This window comes from Microbacterium sp. C23T (genome assembly GCF_053345975.1).
Window position 1 is genome coordinate 40352 of sequence record NZ_JBKFBD010000015.1, and the last position, 14535, is coordinate 54886.

Below are 14535 nucleotides of genomic sequence, written 5' to 3' on the forward strand. Positions count from 1 at the left end.
GTGCTCCCCCACCCCCTCGCCGTCAACGAGACGCGCGGCAAGGGTCACCAGCGGTTTCGGACCTCCTCGGCGAAGCCGACGATCCCGTCGAACGCGACGATGTCGCCGTTCGGCACCGCGAACGTTCCTGCCCAATGTCCGAAGCACTGGTCGGTGCGGGAGGCGACGATTCCGAGGTTGGTGCGGGTGACTTTGTCGTAGAAGGGCGTGAAGGATGCCTCAAGCCCGCCGCCGCTGATGCGCCAGGGCGTCCGCCAGTCGGCGATGTCGTAGTCCCAGTCGAGCTCGTCGTGGATCTTGTGGAGCCGTCCGTCGATGAAGACGGCGTTCTCGGTCGACCCCGTGCCCGCGGTCCAGCCGCCGCCGACCTGGATGCCGATCGTGCGCCCGCCCGAGCTGCCGGAGCCCGCGCCCCAGTTCCAGCCGATGTCGTACGGCCACCGTCCGCGGCCGTGGTCGAGCACCGCCCACGACTCGCCGGCAGGCACGTCGTCCGTGCTGCCGTCGATCGTCACCGACCCCGAGGCGGGGCGCGCGACGTCCTTGACGGTGTACTGGAAGCGGGTCGTGCTCCACGGCACCACCACGGCCAGACGCTCATGATGCTCGGGGAGCGCGGCGAACACGTCGAACGAGGCATCCGGGATCCGCGCACGCAGGCGCGCACCCCCGGGCTCGGGGACGATCTCGATCTCGAGGTCCTTCGCGCGCCCGCGCGCAGGACCGCTCTCGACGTTCGCCGGGAGTTCGACGTCACGGGCCGGGATCACCGTCGCGCTCTTGCCCCAGGCGCGCTCGGTGGCGCGGTCGAACACCCACACCTCGTGCACCGCGGCGTAGTCGATCGACGACACGGTGAGCGCGAGGATGTGGGTCGGCGTCGTGACGTTCCAGTACTCCCACCGCTTGTTGCGCCCGAGTCCGCGACCGATGCCCGACGTGTCGACGAGCGGCTGCCGCGCCCAGCCGATCGCGTCGGGGTTCACCCGACCGTTCGGGAGCGTGAGCGACACGGGTGCGGTCAGCTCGCGCTCGGGGCGGGCGCGATCGGCGGGATGGCGCGGGCGGGCGGGCGCGGAGGATTCTGCGGTCATCGGCATCCTTGCTGACGGTCCGGGGTCGGGTGGTTCGATCCTAGGCGGACGTAGTCTGGCGCCATGCACACGCGCGCCCAGGCGAGGCTGCAGGTCGTCGCCGGTCCGATGTTCGCCGGAAAGTCGGAGGAGCTGCTGCGCCGCGTCCGCCGCGCGCGCATCGCGGGACTCGAGGTCGAGGTGGTGAGTCACGCCCTGGACGACCGCCGCGGCGAAGGGCTGGTGAGTTCGCACTCCGGGCTGAGCGTGCCGTCGCGGTCGGCGCCCGACGTGGCGGCGCTCGTCGCCGGCGTGCAGGGCCGCGGCCTCGACCTCGTCGCGATCGACGAGGCGCAGTTCTTCGGCACGGACCTCGTGGCGGCCGTCGACGAGCTCGTCGCAGGAGGCGTGACCGTGGTGGTGTCGGGGCTGTGCGTCACGTTCGACGGGCGCCCGTTCGAGCCGCTTCCGGCGCTGATGGCGATCGCCGAGGACGTCCTCAAGCTCACGGCCGTGTGCGCGGTCTGCGGCGAGGACGCCGCCTTCCACCAGCGCATCGCCGCCGACACCGCCGGCGACCCGCGGGTGCCGACCGCCGCGCAGGTCGGCGGCATCGAGTCCTATCAGGCCCGCTGCCGCCGCCACTTCACCGCGGGGCGTACCTGAGCCCGCAGCATCCGTCCCGACTCCAGGGATCGGGCCACCTCAGCACTCGATGACGTTCACCGCGAGGCCGCCCTCGCTCGTCTCCTTGTACTTGTGCGACATGTCGATGCCGGTCTGGCGCATGGTCTCGACAACCGCGTCGAGCGAGACGTAGTGCGAGCCGTCGCCGCGCAGCGCGAGGCGCGCGGCGGTCACCGCCGTCGACGCGGCGATCGCGTTGCGCTCGATGCACGGGATCTGCACGAGCCCGCCGACCGGGTCACAGGTGAGGCCGAGGTGGTGCTCCATCGCGATCTCGGCGGCGTTCTCGATCTGCCGGTTCGTGCCGCCCATCACGGCGGTGAGGCCGCCCGCGGCCATCGCACACGCCGATCCCACCTCGGCCTGGCAGCCGCCCTCTGCGCCGGAGATCGACGCGTTGGCCTTGAACAGCGAGCCGAGCGCAGTGGCGGTGAGGAGGAATCGACGGATGCCTCGGCGACGGTTCGCCTCCGCCACCTGTTCGTCGTCCCAGCCTGCGGCCTCCTCGGTGGTCGCCGCGTGCCCGAGATAGCCGAGCAGTGCGCTGCCGACCAGCTCGCCGTAGGGCGTCACCGCATTGCCGGCACCGAGGCCGGAATCGGCGAGGAAGCGCCACCAGTACATCGCGACGGCGGGCAGGATGCCGGCAGCGCCGTTCGTCGGCGCGGTCACGACCCGCCCGCCCGCGGCGTTCTCCTCGTTGACCGCGAGCGCGAACGCGCCCAGCCACTCCCCCGGCAGCTCGCGACGGCCGTCGGCCTCGGCGGCCTCGAGCTGCTCGCGGATGGATGCTGCGCGGCGCTTGACCCCCAGGATCCCGGGGAGAACGCCCCCCGACTCCAGGCCGGCCTCGACGCACGCGGCCATCGCGTCCCAGATCGCATCCAGCCCCTCGGCGATGTCCTCGTCGGGGCGCAGCGACTCCTCGTTGATGCGCGCGGCCTCGGCGATCGTGATGCCCCGCTCGTCGCACACGGCGAGCATCTCCTCAGCGCTCGAGAAGTCGAGGGGGAACGCGTGGGGCCGCACGCCCGCCGCCTCGCCCTCGCGACGGATGAAACCGCCGCCGACGGAGTAGTACGTCTCGCGGATGAGCAGTCCGGCATCTGTCCCCGTCACCGGTTCGACCGCCGCGGACGAACCCGTCTCGCGCACGCCGGGCGCGGCGAGCGCACGCGGCGGTCCGTCGTCGGGCGCGGCCCACGCTTCCAGGGTCATGGCGTTGGGGTGGCCGGGGAGCCGGGTGCGCGGCGCGAACACGACGTCGCCCCGCTCGAACGGCACCGCGTGCACCCCGGCCAACTCGAGCGCGCGATCGTCGGGCCAGGCGCTCCAGGCCGAGCGCACAGCAGCCGGATCCACCGTCTCGGGTTCGAGGCCCTGCAGTCCCGCGACGACGGCGTCGGGTGTGCCGTGGCCGATGCCCGTGGCGCCGAGCGAGCCGTACAGCGTGCAGGTGACGCGGCCGACCTGCGGCAGGACCCCGCTTTCGCGCAGGCGGACGACGAAATCGTGGGCGGCCCGCATGGGACCGACCGTGTGGGAGCTCGAGGGTCCTACGCCGATGGAGAACAGCTCGAACGCCGAGACGTAGGCGCTCATCGCGACCAGGCTAACCCGCCAGGAGCGTGCACTCTGATTCCTGTTACCGACTCGATACGAGCAGGATGCCTCATCTCGCGCGCATTCGTCGTGCAGCCTGGCGGTCTCAGGAAGCGACGGGCCGGAACGAGACGAGGCCGACGGTGTTGCCCTCGGAATCCTTGACGAACGCCTGCCACTCCTCGTGACCCGCCGGACCGAGGGTGTCGTCCTCGTGGGTGAAGATCACGTGCGGCGGCGAGACGACCTCGGCCCGGTCGCCGATTCGCTCGAGGGCCACCGCGACGTCGTCGACGTGCAGGTAAAGCAGCGCGGTCGGGGCGTTGCGGTCCAGCAGCAGCCGCACGCCGTCGAGGTCGAAGAAGAGCAGGCCCGGCGGATCGAACACCGCCGTCGCGTCGGTGCCGAGCAGGGAGGTGTAGAAGCCTGCGGCACGCTCGAGGTCGTCGGCGTGCTGAGCAACCTGCACAAGTCTCATGGCGTCATTCTCGCTCCCGCCGAAGTCCGATGCCAGGGATGCGGCCCTTCCCGCGGCGGGCCGGTGAGGAGTATCAATGAGGGAGGCGATCCTGGAGGTTGGCGATGCTGCTTTTCGTGCTCTATCTGATCCTGATGGTCGGCGGAATGGTGATCCTGGGGCTGTCGTTCGCGTCACCGGTCCTGCCCGCGCTGGTGTTCGTCCTGGGCCTGCTCTGCATCGTGGCGGCCGTCGCGATTCCGGTCACGGCGGGAGCCTTCGAACAACGCCGGTAGGCGAGCGCCCGAGCAGGCGGCGCCTGCTCGCGGTGCGCCCCACGACGGGAACCGCTAGGCTCGGGAACTTCATCTGTCCCGGCTGTGGAGGTTTGCCGTGTCTGTTGTGGAGGAGCCGATCTGGCTCACGCAGGACGCTCTGCGTCAGCTGCAGGAGGAGCTCGAACTGCTCGTGCGCGAGGGCGCCGAAGACGAGCAGAGCCAGGTCCGTGCGCTGGAGCTGCGCGGCACCATCCGTCGAGCCCAGGTCGGCGAGCGCCCGGACGACGGCATCGTCGAGCCCGGGATGCGCGTGACGGTGGAGTTCGACGCGGACGGATCGCGGGAGACGTTCCTGCTCGGCTCCCGCACCCTCCTCGGTGCGGATTCCGACCTGGCCGTCTACTCCCCCGACTCACCGCTCGGCCAGGCGATCGCGGGGCTGCTCCCGGGCGACCGCTTCTCGTACGCCGCGCCGAGCGGGGCGACGATCGCCGGCGCCGTGGCGGACGCGGTCCCGCACAGCTGACAACGGGGTGATCCGGCGGCGCACCCGTTCGGGTGCGGGGACGCCTCAGCGTGAGACGCTGTGGACCGCCGGCGTCAGTTCGCGCGCGAGGTCGCGCGCGAGGTAGCCGAGACCGATGCGCTCGCCGAGCCGGGCGCCGGCCCGGGCGTGCGTCCACGAGCCCCACACCGCCGCGCGGGCGGGGACCACGCCGCGCGCGGCGAATCCCGCGCTCGCACCGGCGAGCACATCGCCGCTCCCGGACGTCCCCAACCCGCTGTCCCCGTCGTCGACCCGCCATGCGCACCCGTCGGCCTGCGCCACCACGCCGTAACAGTTGACGACCGCATCGAACCTCCGGGCGATCTCGCAGACGTCGGCGACGTCGTCGGCGAGCTCACGGCCGAGGAGGATCCTCGCCTCGTCCTTGTTCGGGCTCAGGATGATGTCGTCGGGGAGATCGCCGCGATCGACGTCGGGAAGCACCCCGAGGGCGAAGGCATCGAGCACGACCACGCGCGGACCCGAGGCAACGACGGCGAGCAGCGTCGCGCGCGTCTCGTCGGGGTCGCTGAAGCCGGGCCCGACCAGCACGGCATCGGCGGCCGAGACCTTCTCGCGCACCTCCCCCTTCAGCGGCGCGTCGGCATCGTCGGGCAGCGCGAGGATGCCGGCCTCCGGGAGCGCGATGCCGACCTGGGCGTCGATCGACTGCGGCACCGCGAGCGCGACGCGCCCCGCGCCGACCCGGAGCGCCGACTCGCCCGCGAGGAGCACCGCACCCGGCGAGCTGCGCGAGCCACCCACGACCACGACATCGCCGCGGGACTTCTTCGAGTCTCCCGGGTCGGGCAGGCCCCACTCCCGCAGCAGCGCTTCGGTCACGGGCTCAACGCGGCTGGACATCGGGATCCCCGGGGTGAGCGGTGACATCGGCGCCCTCGCGCTGGAGGTGGGCCACGTCCGAGAAGGCGGCGAGCTCCCAGCCCGCCTCGGTGCGGATCACGTGGGTGATCGAGGCGTTCAGGACGGTGTGTTCGTCGGCGAAACCGAGCAGCTCGTCCTCTCGCAGCGGCAGCAGGATGTAGAGCAGCAGCATCACCACCGCGTCGTGCACCACCAGCATCGCCGTCTCGGGGCCGCTCTCGAGCGCCTCGCGCAGGAACGAGCGCAACCGCAGCGCGACGTCCGCCCACGACTCTCCGCCGGGCGGCCGATGGTAGAACTTGCCGAGGTGGCGACGCCGAGAGAACTCTTCGGGATGCAGTCGCGCGACGCCCTGCCGCGTGAGCAGATCCAGGATCCCGAGCTCGCGGTCGCGCAGCCGCTCGTCGACGAAGATGGTCCGGCCCGCCGCCCCGTCCCCGAGGGCGATCGCCAGCGTCTCCCTCGCGCGGGCGTAAGGCGATACCCAGAACAGATCGATGTGGTCGAGGTGCGGCGCGAGCCACGTTCCGAGTGCGGTCGCCTGTTCCTGCCCGGTGGCCGAGAGCGGGACATCCGCGTCCCGCACGTCGAGCGGGATCACGTCGAGCCCGTCGATCTCGGCGCGCGTCGCCGCGATGTTCCCGATGCTCTCGCCGTGCCGGACCAACCACAGCTCTCTCACCGTCATCGCCCCAGGCTAAGGACGGCGGCCGGGCCGCGGATCCCCATTGACAGGGGGCGGCCGCGGTGTCGTGCGCAGGTTCGGGCAAACGTTCACCGCGGCATCATCCGGCGGATGCTAGCGCTCACACCGCGCGCGCCCCTAGGGTGTCGGACAGCGCGTCCAGGACAGCACACGACGCGACTTTGATCATCCGCAGCCGCCTGGGGGCGGCGCAACAGATGGGAAGTCGAATGTCAGAGAGCAAGCCGACGATCGTCCTCGTCCACGGTGCGTGGGCCGACGCCTCGAGCTGGAACGCCGTCAGCGTTCCGCTCCAGGCCGAAGGGTTCACGGTCCTCGCCCCACCGAACGAGCTGCGCGGACTGTCGTCCGACGCGGCGTACATCGCGTCGTTCCTCGCGCAGCGGACGAGCGGGCCCGTCGTGCTCGTCGGCCACTCGTACGGCGGCGCGGTCATCACGAACGCCGGCGCACACGGCGGTGACGTGAAGGCGCTGGTGTACGTCGACGCGTTCATCCCCGACGAGGGCGAGACCGTCGTCGGCATCCTCGAGGGATCGGGTTCCGCCCTCGCGGTCGCGGATCCGACCACGGTCCTCGATGTCGCGGGCTATCCGGGCGCTCCGGAGGGCGCGGCCGAGGCGTTCCTCAAGCCGCAGACCGTGCATGACGCGTTCGCACAGGACCTCCCCGAGGCCGACCGATGGACGATCGTCGCGACGCAGCGTCCGGCCTCCTTCGTCGCGAACGTGACGCCGTCGGCCGCGCCCGCGTGGAAGACGATCCCGAGCTGGGCCGTCCTCGGCACCGAGGACCGCGTCATCCCGATCGACACGCAGCGCCGCATGGCGGAACGCGCCGGCGCCACGATCACCGAGGTCGACGCGTCGCACGTCTCGATGGTGTCGCAGCCGGCGGCGACGCTGGAGGCGATCCGCGCGGCCGCGGCCTCGATCGGCTGACCGCCGTCACCACGCGCTTCGCCGGTGTCGCACGCGGTCACGCCCGTGCGATACCGGCGATGTGGGTGTTGAACGGGAGGAACGGGGTCCGGATCCGGTAGCGCTCGATCGTCACGCTCTCGAACCCGGCGGAGCGGACGGCCTGTTCCAGATCGCGTTCGCACGAGCAGCCCTCGAACGTCCACGCCCACGGGCGGCGCAGAATCCGCTGCGCGGCGCGGGTCGGCGTGCCGTCGGGGGCGGCGACGTGCTCGAGGAAGCGGAACGTGCCGCCCGGGCGCAGGATGCGCCGGATCTCTGCGAGCACGGCCGCGGGATCCTGTACCGAGCACAGCACCAGCGACGAGATCACACTGTCGGCACTGCGGTCGGCGAGCCCCGTCTTTTCGGCCATGCGTTCCCGCAGATCGAGGAGCACACCGTGCCGCTGCGCCGCGCCCCGGAGCGGCCCGTGCATGGATCGATTGGGTTCGATGGCCACAAGGGTGCTGCCCTCGGTGAGGTACCGCAGGTTGGCGCCGACGCCGGAACCGATCTCGACGACCTGGCGGGGAAGGTTCGCGAAGATGCGCTGCTTGTGCCGGCGCAGGTTGCGTTCGATGTACGGGCCCATCACGCGGAAGAACGCCGCGTTGAACGCCCCGCGCAGCGTGTGCTGCGGGAACTCGAACGCCGTTGTGCGGTCGTCGGCGGTCGTGGTGTCGGCCATGTCTCCTCCTGAACTCAGCCTGTCGCTTGAGACCAGCCTGGGCCGCAGCATCCGTGTCGACAGGCGGGGAAGTACCTCAGTTCGACGGCGCAGAGCCCTCGCGCTGGGCGACGAACCAGGCGGCGATCTGGGCTCGCGACGTGAAGCCGAGGCGCAGCCGGATCCTTTCGACGTGTCCCTCGGCGGAGCGCTCGTCGATGCCGAGCGTCTGCGCGATCTCACGGTTGGTGCGGCCCTCGCTGACCAGAGCGGCGACCTCCGTCTGGCGCGGAGTCAGATCCCGCGGCGAGCGCCGCAGGCCGCGCATGCCGAGGAACCGGCGGATCTGTGCCACGACGGCGTGCGCATCCCCGATGTAGGGCAGATGCGAGCGACCGGGCAGCACGACCAGAGTCGCGCCGGAGATGCCGTCGGCCAGGGAAGCGGCCTCCGCGACGGGGGCGGCGCGGTCCTCGGCCCGATGCACGACCAGCGTCGGGGCGCGGACCTGCGCGAGGAGGTCGCCGATGTCGAGGTCGTAGCTCAGCGCGAGGAGGGAGCGGGCGGTCTCGGCGGAGGACGAGGCCCGCTGATACCGGCCGAAGTCCTTTCGCATCGCGGACGTCGCGTCCGGCGCGAAGATGTCGGTGAGCACATCGGCACCCAGCCCCCAGTGCGACTCGACCAGTCCCAGCACGTGATCGCGCACGTCGGGGGTGGAGATGTTCGCGCCCGAGACCCATCCGCCGTACAGCACGAGCCGCCGCACGGTCTCCGGATGCGCCGCCGCCCATGCGACCGCGACGAGCGCTCCCATCGATGTCCCGACGACGTCGAACGGCTCCGGACCGACGAGATCCGCGACCGCCGCGAGCTGCTCGAGCTCGGACTCCAGGGAGGGCACGCGACCGGATGACACAGACAGCCCGCACCCGGCGCGGTCGTAGCGCACGAGCCGGCAGCCTTCGGCGAGGCTCTCGTAGAAGGCCCGCTCCTCCGGCATCTCCCAGCTCAGCTGCAGATGACTGAGCCACCCGCCGACGTACACGAGCGGGCGCCCCTCACCGACCGAGGCGTACGCGACCTCGGTGCCATCAGCCGTCGACACGCGACCGATGCGTTGCTGCACACGCCCATTATGACGACGGCTCCTCCGCAGCAGCGGGATCGATTGCGCCGCACAACGCCGCCGGAGACTCTACGGTTCTTGCCACGTCAGGCGAGGCTCGAGTTCGAGGTAGCGGGCGCAGCGGGCCGCAGCATCCTGAATCGCGTCCTCCTCGTCGGGAGCGAGGCGCCGCAGCCTGCGGATCTCGAAGGTCACCGCCCGCTTCGTGAGCGTGCGCTTCATCCCGGCGACGACCTGCCCGTCGACGAGCGCCATGCCGATCGCGGTCTCGCGCCCTCGCGACAGCAGCCCGTCGGCATCGAGCACCCAGCGCGAGTCCTGATAGCCGCGATACGTCTCGTCGAGCACCTGCAGGAGGTGGCCTTTCGGCGAGACGGATGCTGGCCGGCCGGGTGCGTGCCAGTAGGTCCGATCGTCGTGATCGAACGACTCGAGTCGGTCGGCGGCGCCCGCGAGTCCGCGACGGGCATCGGTGAGGGTGAGCGTCGCCCAATAGGCGAGATCGCGTGCGGTGGCGGGTCCGTGAGAGGTGAAGTAGCGCACCGCGAGCTCGACGAGCGCCTCGTCGCGATCCAGCCGTCGCGGCGCGTCGACGCGGTCGGAGAACAGCGCGTAGGTGTGCTCGCCCTCACGCGGAACGCCGCTGCAGATCAGAGCGTGCAGCTCCAGATGGCCCGCCAGGAGCATGAGCTGCATGCCCGTCAGCTCGTATCCGCGCTGCGCCAAGGCGTCGGCGAGCTCGGCGCGGGTGCGATCGGGCGACGCGGCGAGGAGTTCGAGCACGGCGTCGGCGACAGCGCCCAGTCGGTCACCGAGCGGGACGAGCTGCTGATCCACGACGGGCAGCACCCGATCGCGGGTCAGCTCGAGGAGCCACAGCACGTCATCGGCGTGGACGTAGTGCCAGGTCGGACGAAGGACGTGCGTCCTGAGCACCCGCCCGCTCTCCAGGAGCCCGGCGAGGTCTGACTGCTGCGGGTGGCGCGTGCGGGTGGCGACGGCCCACGCCGACTGCGACGGATTCTCCGCCTGCACGGCGAGGAGCGACCGCACCACCTCTTCCGCACCGTCGACGGGTGCCGCGAGATGCTGCGAGTGCAATCGCCAGCGTGCGATGTCGCGATCGGTGAGCACGTGACGAGCGTATGCGCCAGGCCCGCCAGGGGTCGACGGTCGCCATCGCGAGTCGACGGCGAGACGGAGCCACCGGCCTGACCGGGGCATCGAGACTGCCCGTCCCCTATACTCCACTGAAGTATCCCCCCAAATACGACGCCGTATTCCTCAGATACGTCGACGTATCCCCGAAGCGGGCCCCACCCGCCGTCCATCGGAGTGCATGTGGTTCGAGTGCAGCCGAACACGCCCATCGGCAGCGATGCCCCCACGCGGGCGGCCGTCCGCGCCGCACAGCGGCGGCGGCGGTCCCTGCTGCTGCTCGGAGTGATCCTCGTCCTCGTCGTGGCGATCGCGGTCGTCCTCGGCATCTTCCTCGCGCGCGGCACAGGCGGTGAACCCGAACAGGAGCCGGCGTCGACGAACGGGTGTCTGCCGTCGAGTCTGCGCATCACGGCGGATCCCGCGCTCGCAGGAGCGCTCGAGGCGATCGTCGCCGATCTGCCGTCATCCGGCTCCGACTGCCCCGACGTGACGATCGTCGCGGAAGACAGCGCCGCCACAGCCGCGGCGCTGGCCGCCGGATCCGCGCCCGACTTCGACGTGTGGGTGCCCGACTCCGCGATGTGGCCGGCGCGAGCGGCCGGCCAGGCGGAACTCACGGGTGTGGACGCGGCAGACCTGGTCGTGGGCGCCACGGTGGCCAGCACGCCGGTCGTCTTCGCGGCGACCGAACCCACGGCGGCGGCGCTCGAGTCGGCGGGCGCGGGGTTCTCGAGCCTCGCGGGCCGCGCGGTCGCTGCCGTGCTGCCGGATCCGTCGACGGTCGCCGCAAGCTCAGCGGCGCTGCTCGCGCTGCAGACCGCGGTCGGCGGGGACGCGCGCGCCTTCACGGCGCTTGTGCTCGGCCTCGACACCGGCGTCGTCCCCACCGCCGCCGATGCGCTCGCGGCCGTATCCGCCGCCACGACCCCGACGATCGCCGTCACCACAGAGCAGGCGCTGCGGAAGTACGGCCAGGAGACCCAGACCCCGCTCGTCCCCGTCTACCCGGCCGACGTGAAGCCCGCGCTGAGCATCCCCGTGGTGACGCTCGCCGAGGCTCCGACCGACACGCTCGAAGCAGTGGAGATGCTGACCGCCGCCATCGCGGAAGGAAGCGATCACCTCGCCGAGTTCGGACTGCGCGACGCGGCAGACGAAACGCCGGACGCGGCGACGGATGCTGCGGGCACCGGCGCGCCCGCTGAGCCTATCGACAGCGCCAACCAAGCCGAAGCGCTGCGCACCTGGCAGATGCTCACGGCGCCGTCTCGGATGCTGTCGCTCAACGACGTCTCCGGCTCCATGCTCCAGCCGGCGACCGCCGACATGCGGCGCATCGACTTGTTCGAGCAGGCCGCCGTCCGTGCGGTCAACTCGCTGTCGGACGACTCGTCGCTCGCGACCTGGGTGTTCTCGAGCCGGCGGATCGGCGGACAGGACTGGCAGGAGGTCGTCCCCTTCGGCCCCCTGGGCGATCCGGCGCACAAGCAGCGCACCATCGACACGGCCAACGGGCTCGACAGCCTCGTCGGCGGCGGCACCGGCCTCTACGACAGCGTGCTCGCGGCGGTGCAGTACATGCGCGACACGTATGTCCCCGGACAGGTGCATCTGGTGCTGCTCAACACCGACGGGGTCAACGAGGACGATGAGGGGCTGGGCCTGCCGGAGCTGCTCGCGCAACTCGAGACCCTGCGGGATCCCGCGAAACCCGTCGCCGTCATCGCGATCGGCTACGGACCCGACACCGACCAGGCCGCTCTGGAGCAGATCGCCGCCGCCACCGACGGCGCTGCGTATCAGGCCTTCCAGCCGACCGACATCGGCACCGTGCTCATCGACGCGGTCACCCAGCGCGGCTGCCGCCCGAACTGCGGCTGAGGGCCGCGGTTCGGGCTGCGGCAGTCGCTAAGACTGCGCCGGACGGAGGGCCGCGCCGGTGAAGTAGCTCACCGCGCCGTGGGCGTCCTCGACGCCGAAGACCCACTTGCCCGAAGGCGTTGCCCGAACATCGATGACGATGCCGCGTGCGTTCGTCGTGAAGACATCGTCACCCGGCTTGAAGACGGTATCGGTCATGCCTCGGATGCTACGGGCGGCACGTCTCGGCTCGCCTCCCCCGTGAGGAGGATTTCGTCTAGGAGTTGATCTGCTCGACGACGTCGTCCGCCGAATCCTCGATGGCCTTGCGCAGCTTCTCGTAGTCGTCCGCGTCGATCGCCTTGCTGATGCGCTTGTCCGACCGCTGAAGCGCCTTCTCCACGTTGTCGGCCCAGCGATCGTCGACCACGGCAACGACCGCCGATGTGCCGGGTGCGAGCCACTCGTCGACGTCGACGCCGAACTGCTTCTCCTCGCGGTTCTTCTTGATCTTTCCGAGGATCGCGCCGATGCCGGCGCCGACCGCGGTGGCCGCGAGCAGCGGCGGCGCGAACAGGCCGACGACCACGCCGGCGCCGGCACCCCAGGCGGCGCCCTTGCCGACAGACTTGTCGCCGTGCTCCTTGACCTGGACCTTGCCGTCCTTGTCGCGGACCAGAACGACCGCGCCGATGATCTCGTAGCCGCCGGCGTCCTGGCCGCTTCGGAGGGCCTTGTAGTCGTCCGACGCGGCCGCGGTGTCGTCGTACGAGCCGACCACCAGTGCGAGGTTCTCCGTACCCATCGATCTCTCCTTCGGTTGAACTCAGAGGCGACCGGCCGGCCGCTTCCGGACTCTGGGTCATCAGGGTGCTGTGATCCTATTGCGGGCCCCGCACGCTGGCGAGGCCCCGGCGGGTGAATTCTCGGGGTCCTGCGGTCGAGTCCGTTGCGCAACCCGCACCCTCGCTCGGCCGACGATTGACGAGCACCGATCAGTGAGGAATAGTTAGGCATATGCCTAACTATTTCGGAGAGCTGGATGCTGTGCTCCGAGCTCTCGCGGACCCCACCCGCCGCGCGGTCGTGGAGCGTCTGGCGAAATCCCCCGCTGTCGTGTCCGACCTGATGGCCCCGTTCTCGATGGCACTGCCGTCTCTGCTCCAGCACTTGCGGATCCTCGAGGACGCCAGAGTCGTCACCTCGAGCAAGCAGGGGCGCGTCCGGACCGTGAGCCTGCGACCCGGCGCGCTCGACGTGCTGCATCTCTGGCTCGGCGAGCAGCGAACCTCCGCGGAACGCCAGGCGGACCGCCTCGGCATCCACCTGGCCCGCACCACCCCGAAGGAGATCTGAAATGACCCGTGTTCGCGTCGACCTGTTCTCGTCACTCGACGGCTACACCGCCGCGCCCGATCCCGAGGCCGACAACCCCATGGGCGAGGACTGGGGTCCCCTGACCGCGGCCTACGCCGCCACGCGCACCTTCCGTCAGAAGGTCTTCGGCGACACGAGCGGCGCGGGAACCACAGGGATCGACGAATCGTTCGCCGCCTCGTTCTTCACGGGCGTGGGCGCCGAGATCATGGGCGCGGCCATGTTCGGTCTGCACGCGTACCCAGATGACCCCGATTGGAAGGGGTGGTGGGGCGACCAGCCGCCGTTCGGTTACCCCGTCTACGTGCTCACGCACACCGCGCCGCGGCCGTCGATCCCGATGGCCGGCGGGACGACGTTCGAGTTCCGCACCGGCGCCATCGAGGACGTGCTCGCCGAGGCGACCACCGCCGCCGGTGGTCTCGACGTCCGGGTCGGGGGCGGTGTGCGCACCGCGCGCGAGTTCCTCCGCGCCGGACTCGTCGACGACCTCCACGTCGCGATCGCGCCGATCGTGCTCGGCCGGGGCGCCCGGGTCTGGGACGACCTTCGGGGCCTCGAATCCACCCACCGGGTACGGACCCAGGTCGCCGAGAGCGGCACGATCCACGTCACCTTCACCCGCGGGGACAGCGCCCGATGACGATCGACCGGCGCCTCGCCCACTCCGGCTTCACCCTCACCCGCGAGTACCCCGCGCCCGTCACCAGGGTCTGGCACGCGTTCGCCGACGGGGAGCAGAAGCGTCGCTGGCTCAGCGACGGGGACGCGTTCGAGTCCGGCGAGTGGACGTTCGACTTCCGCGTCGGCGGCCGCGACATCGACGAGGCGAAGTTCCACGGAGGCCCGCTCTCACGGTACGAGGCCGTTTACACCGACATCGTCGAACACGTCCGCATCGTCACGACCTACGACATGTGGCTCGATGGCACGCACATGTCCACGTCGGTGGCGTCCTTCGAGTTCGAGCAGGTTGCGGGCGGCACCCGGCTCACGCATGTCGAGCACGGCATCTTCTTCGACAGGTTCTGGGCTGACGGCCCGAACCGCGAAGAAGGCACCCGAGGCCTGCTCGAAGCCCTCGCCCGCCACCTCGACTAGCGTCGGGCGGCAGGATGCCACCCGGGTCCGTGGCCCCCTGGCC

General features: G+C 71.0%; 18 protein-coding genes. 8 read left to right on the top strand and 10 right to left on the bottom strand.

The features are described from left to right. Positions 1–44: 44 nt before the first annotated feature. Positions 45–1094, bottom strand: a complete 1050-nt coding sequence (locus ACLBXX_RS10175; RefSeq protein WP_447657927.1) for a DUF2804 domain-containing protein — start codon at positions 1092–1094, stop codon at positions 45–47. Between the two features lie 63 nt (positions 1095–1157). On the opposite strand from ACLBXX_RS10175, the gene ACLBXX_RS10180 reads away from it, so the two are divergent. Further along, positions 1158–1739, top strand: coding sequence for a thymidine kinase (locus ACLBXX_RS10180; protein ID WP_447657928.1), 582 nt, complete (start codon positions 1158–1160; stop codon positions 1737–1739). A gap of 39 nt (positions 1740–1778) precedes the next feature. On the opposite strand, the gene ACLBXX_RS10185 is transcribed toward ACLBXX_RS10180, so the two are convergent. After that, the gene (locus ACLBXX_RS10185) at positions 1779–3362 is read right to left on the bottom strand and encodes an L-serine ammonia-lyase, iron-sulfur-dependent, subunit alpha (RefSeq protein WP_447657929.1); all 1584 of its coding nucleotides are present in this window, start codon (positions 3360–3362) and stop codon (positions 1779–1781) included. Positions 3363–3468: 106 nt separating this feature from the next. After that, complete coding sequence (locus ACLBXX_RS10190) at positions 3469–3840, bottom strand: VOC family protein (RefSeq protein ID WP_447657930.1); 372 nt, start codon at positions 3838–3840, stop codon at positions 3469–3471. 104 nt (positions 3841–3944) lie between these two features. On the opposite strand from ACLBXX_RS10190, the gene ACLBXX_RS10195 reads away from it, so the two are divergent. Next, the gene (locus ACLBXX_RS10195; RefSeq protein ID WP_157549612.1) at positions 3945–4115 is read left to right on the top strand and encodes a hypothetical protein; all 171 of its coding nucleotides are present in this window, start codon (positions 3945–3947) and stop codon (positions 4113–4115) included. Between the two features lie 97 nt (positions 4116–4212). Beyond that, on the top strand, positions 4213–4623 hold the full coding sequence (locus ACLBXX_RS10200) for a GreA/GreB family elongation factor (RefSeq protein WP_447657931.1): 411 nt from the start codon (positions 4213–4215) through the stop codon (positions 4621–4623). 45 nt (positions 4624–4668) lie between these two features. On the opposite strand, the gene ACLBXX_RS10205 is transcribed toward ACLBXX_RS10200, so the two are convergent. Together ACLBXX_RS10205 and ACLBXX_RS10210 are read right to left on the bottom strand one after the other, a co-directional pair. Next, on the bottom strand, positions 4669–5508 hold the full coding sequence (locus ACLBXX_RS10205) for an ADP-dependent NAD(P)H-hydrate dehydratase (protein ID WP_447657932.1): 840 nt from the start codon (positions 5506–5508) through the stop codon (positions 4669–4671). Next, positions 5492–6217 (bottom strand): histidine phosphatase family protein, encoded by a 726-nt coding sequence (locus ACLBXX_RS10210; protein ID WP_447657933.1) that lies wholly within the window; start codon positions 6215–6217, stop codon positions 5492–5494. Before ACLBXX_RS10210 ends, ACLBXX_RS10205 begins: the two co-directional genes overlap by 17 nt. A gap of 227 nt (positions 6218–6444) precedes the next feature. On the opposite strand from ACLBXX_RS10210, the gene ACLBXX_RS10215 reads away from it, so the two are divergent. Continuing rightward, entirely contained in the window at positions 6445–7176 is a 732-nt protein-coding gene (locus tag ACLBXX_RS10215) for an alpha/beta fold hydrolase (protein WP_387139793.1), read from the top strand. A 37-nt stretch (positions 7177–7213) separates the two neighbouring features. Here ACLBXX_RS10215 and ACLBXX_RS10220 read toward each other — a convergent pair whose 3' ends face one another. From ACLBXX_RS10220 to ACLBXX_RS10230, 3 genes are all read right to left on the bottom strand, one after another. After that, a complete protein-coding gene (locus tag ACLBXX_RS10220) occupies positions 7214–7885 on the bottom strand; it encodes a class I SAM-dependent methyltransferase (RefSeq protein WP_447657934.1) in 672 nt (223 codons plus the stop codon). A 76-nt stretch (positions 7886–7961) separates the two neighbouring features. Further along, positions 7962–8993: an alpha/beta fold hydrolase gene (locus ACLBXX_RS10225; RefSeq protein ID WP_447657935.1), complete on the bottom strand. Its 1032-nt coding sequence runs from the start codon at positions 8991–8993 to the stop codon at positions 7962–7964. Positions 8994–9062: 69 nt separating this feature from the next. Next, the gene (locus ACLBXX_RS10230) at positions 9063–10127 is read right to left on the bottom strand and encodes a winged helix DNA-binding domain-containing protein (RefSeq protein ID WP_447657936.1); all 1065 of its coding nucleotides are present in this window, start codon (positions 10125–10127) and stop codon (positions 9063–9065) included. Positions 10128–10334: 207 nt separating this feature from the next. Between ACLBXX_RS10230 and ACLBXX_RS10235 the strand changes: the two genes are divergently transcribed. After that, positions 10335–12035 (top strand): hypothetical protein, encoded by a 1701-nt coding sequence (locus ACLBXX_RS10235; RefSeq protein WP_447657937.1) that lies wholly within the window; start codon positions 10335–10337, stop codon positions 12033–12035. Between the two features lie 27 nt (positions 12036–12062). Here ACLBXX_RS10235 and ACLBXX_RS10240 read toward each other — a convergent pair whose 3' ends face one another. Together ACLBXX_RS10240 and ACLBXX_RS10245 are read right to left on the bottom strand one after the other, a co-directional pair. Beyond that, on the bottom strand, positions 12063–12233 hold the full coding sequence (locus ACLBXX_RS10240) for a hypothetical protein (protein ID WP_447657938.1): 171 nt from the start codon (positions 12231–12233) through the stop codon (positions 12063–12065). 58 nt (positions 12234–12291) lie between these two features. Then, positions 12292–12819 (bottom strand): DUF1269 domain-containing protein, encoded by a 528-nt coding sequence (locus tag ACLBXX_RS10245; protein ID WP_387139813.1) that lies wholly within the window; start codon positions 12817–12819, stop codon positions 12292–12294. Positions 12820–13031: 212 nt separating this feature from the next. Between ACLBXX_RS10245 and ACLBXX_RS10250 the strand changes: the two genes are divergently transcribed. Genes ACLBXX_RS10250 through ACLBXX_RS10260 form a run of 3 tightly spaced genes read left to right on the top strand, consistent with a single transcriptional unit; the run spans position 13032 to position 14492 of the window. Then, entirely contained in the window at positions 13032–13370 is a 339-nt protein-coding gene (locus ACLBXX_RS10250) for an ArsR/SmtB family transcription factor (RefSeq protein WP_447657939.1), read from the top strand. Position 13371: 1 nt separating this feature from the next. Beyond that, positions 13372–14034, top strand: coding sequence for a dihydrofolate reductase family protein (locus ACLBXX_RS10255; protein ID WP_387139817.1), 663 nt, complete (start codon positions 13372–13374; stop codon positions 14032–14034). Continuing rightward, complete coding sequence (locus ACLBXX_RS10260) at positions 14031–14492, top strand: SRPBCC domain-containing protein (RefSeq protein WP_447657940.1); 462 nt, start codon at positions 14031–14033, stop codon at positions 14490–14492. Before ACLBXX_RS10255 ends, ACLBXX_RS10260 begins: the two co-directional genes overlap by 4 nt. Positions 14493–14535: the final 43 nt, after the last annotated feature.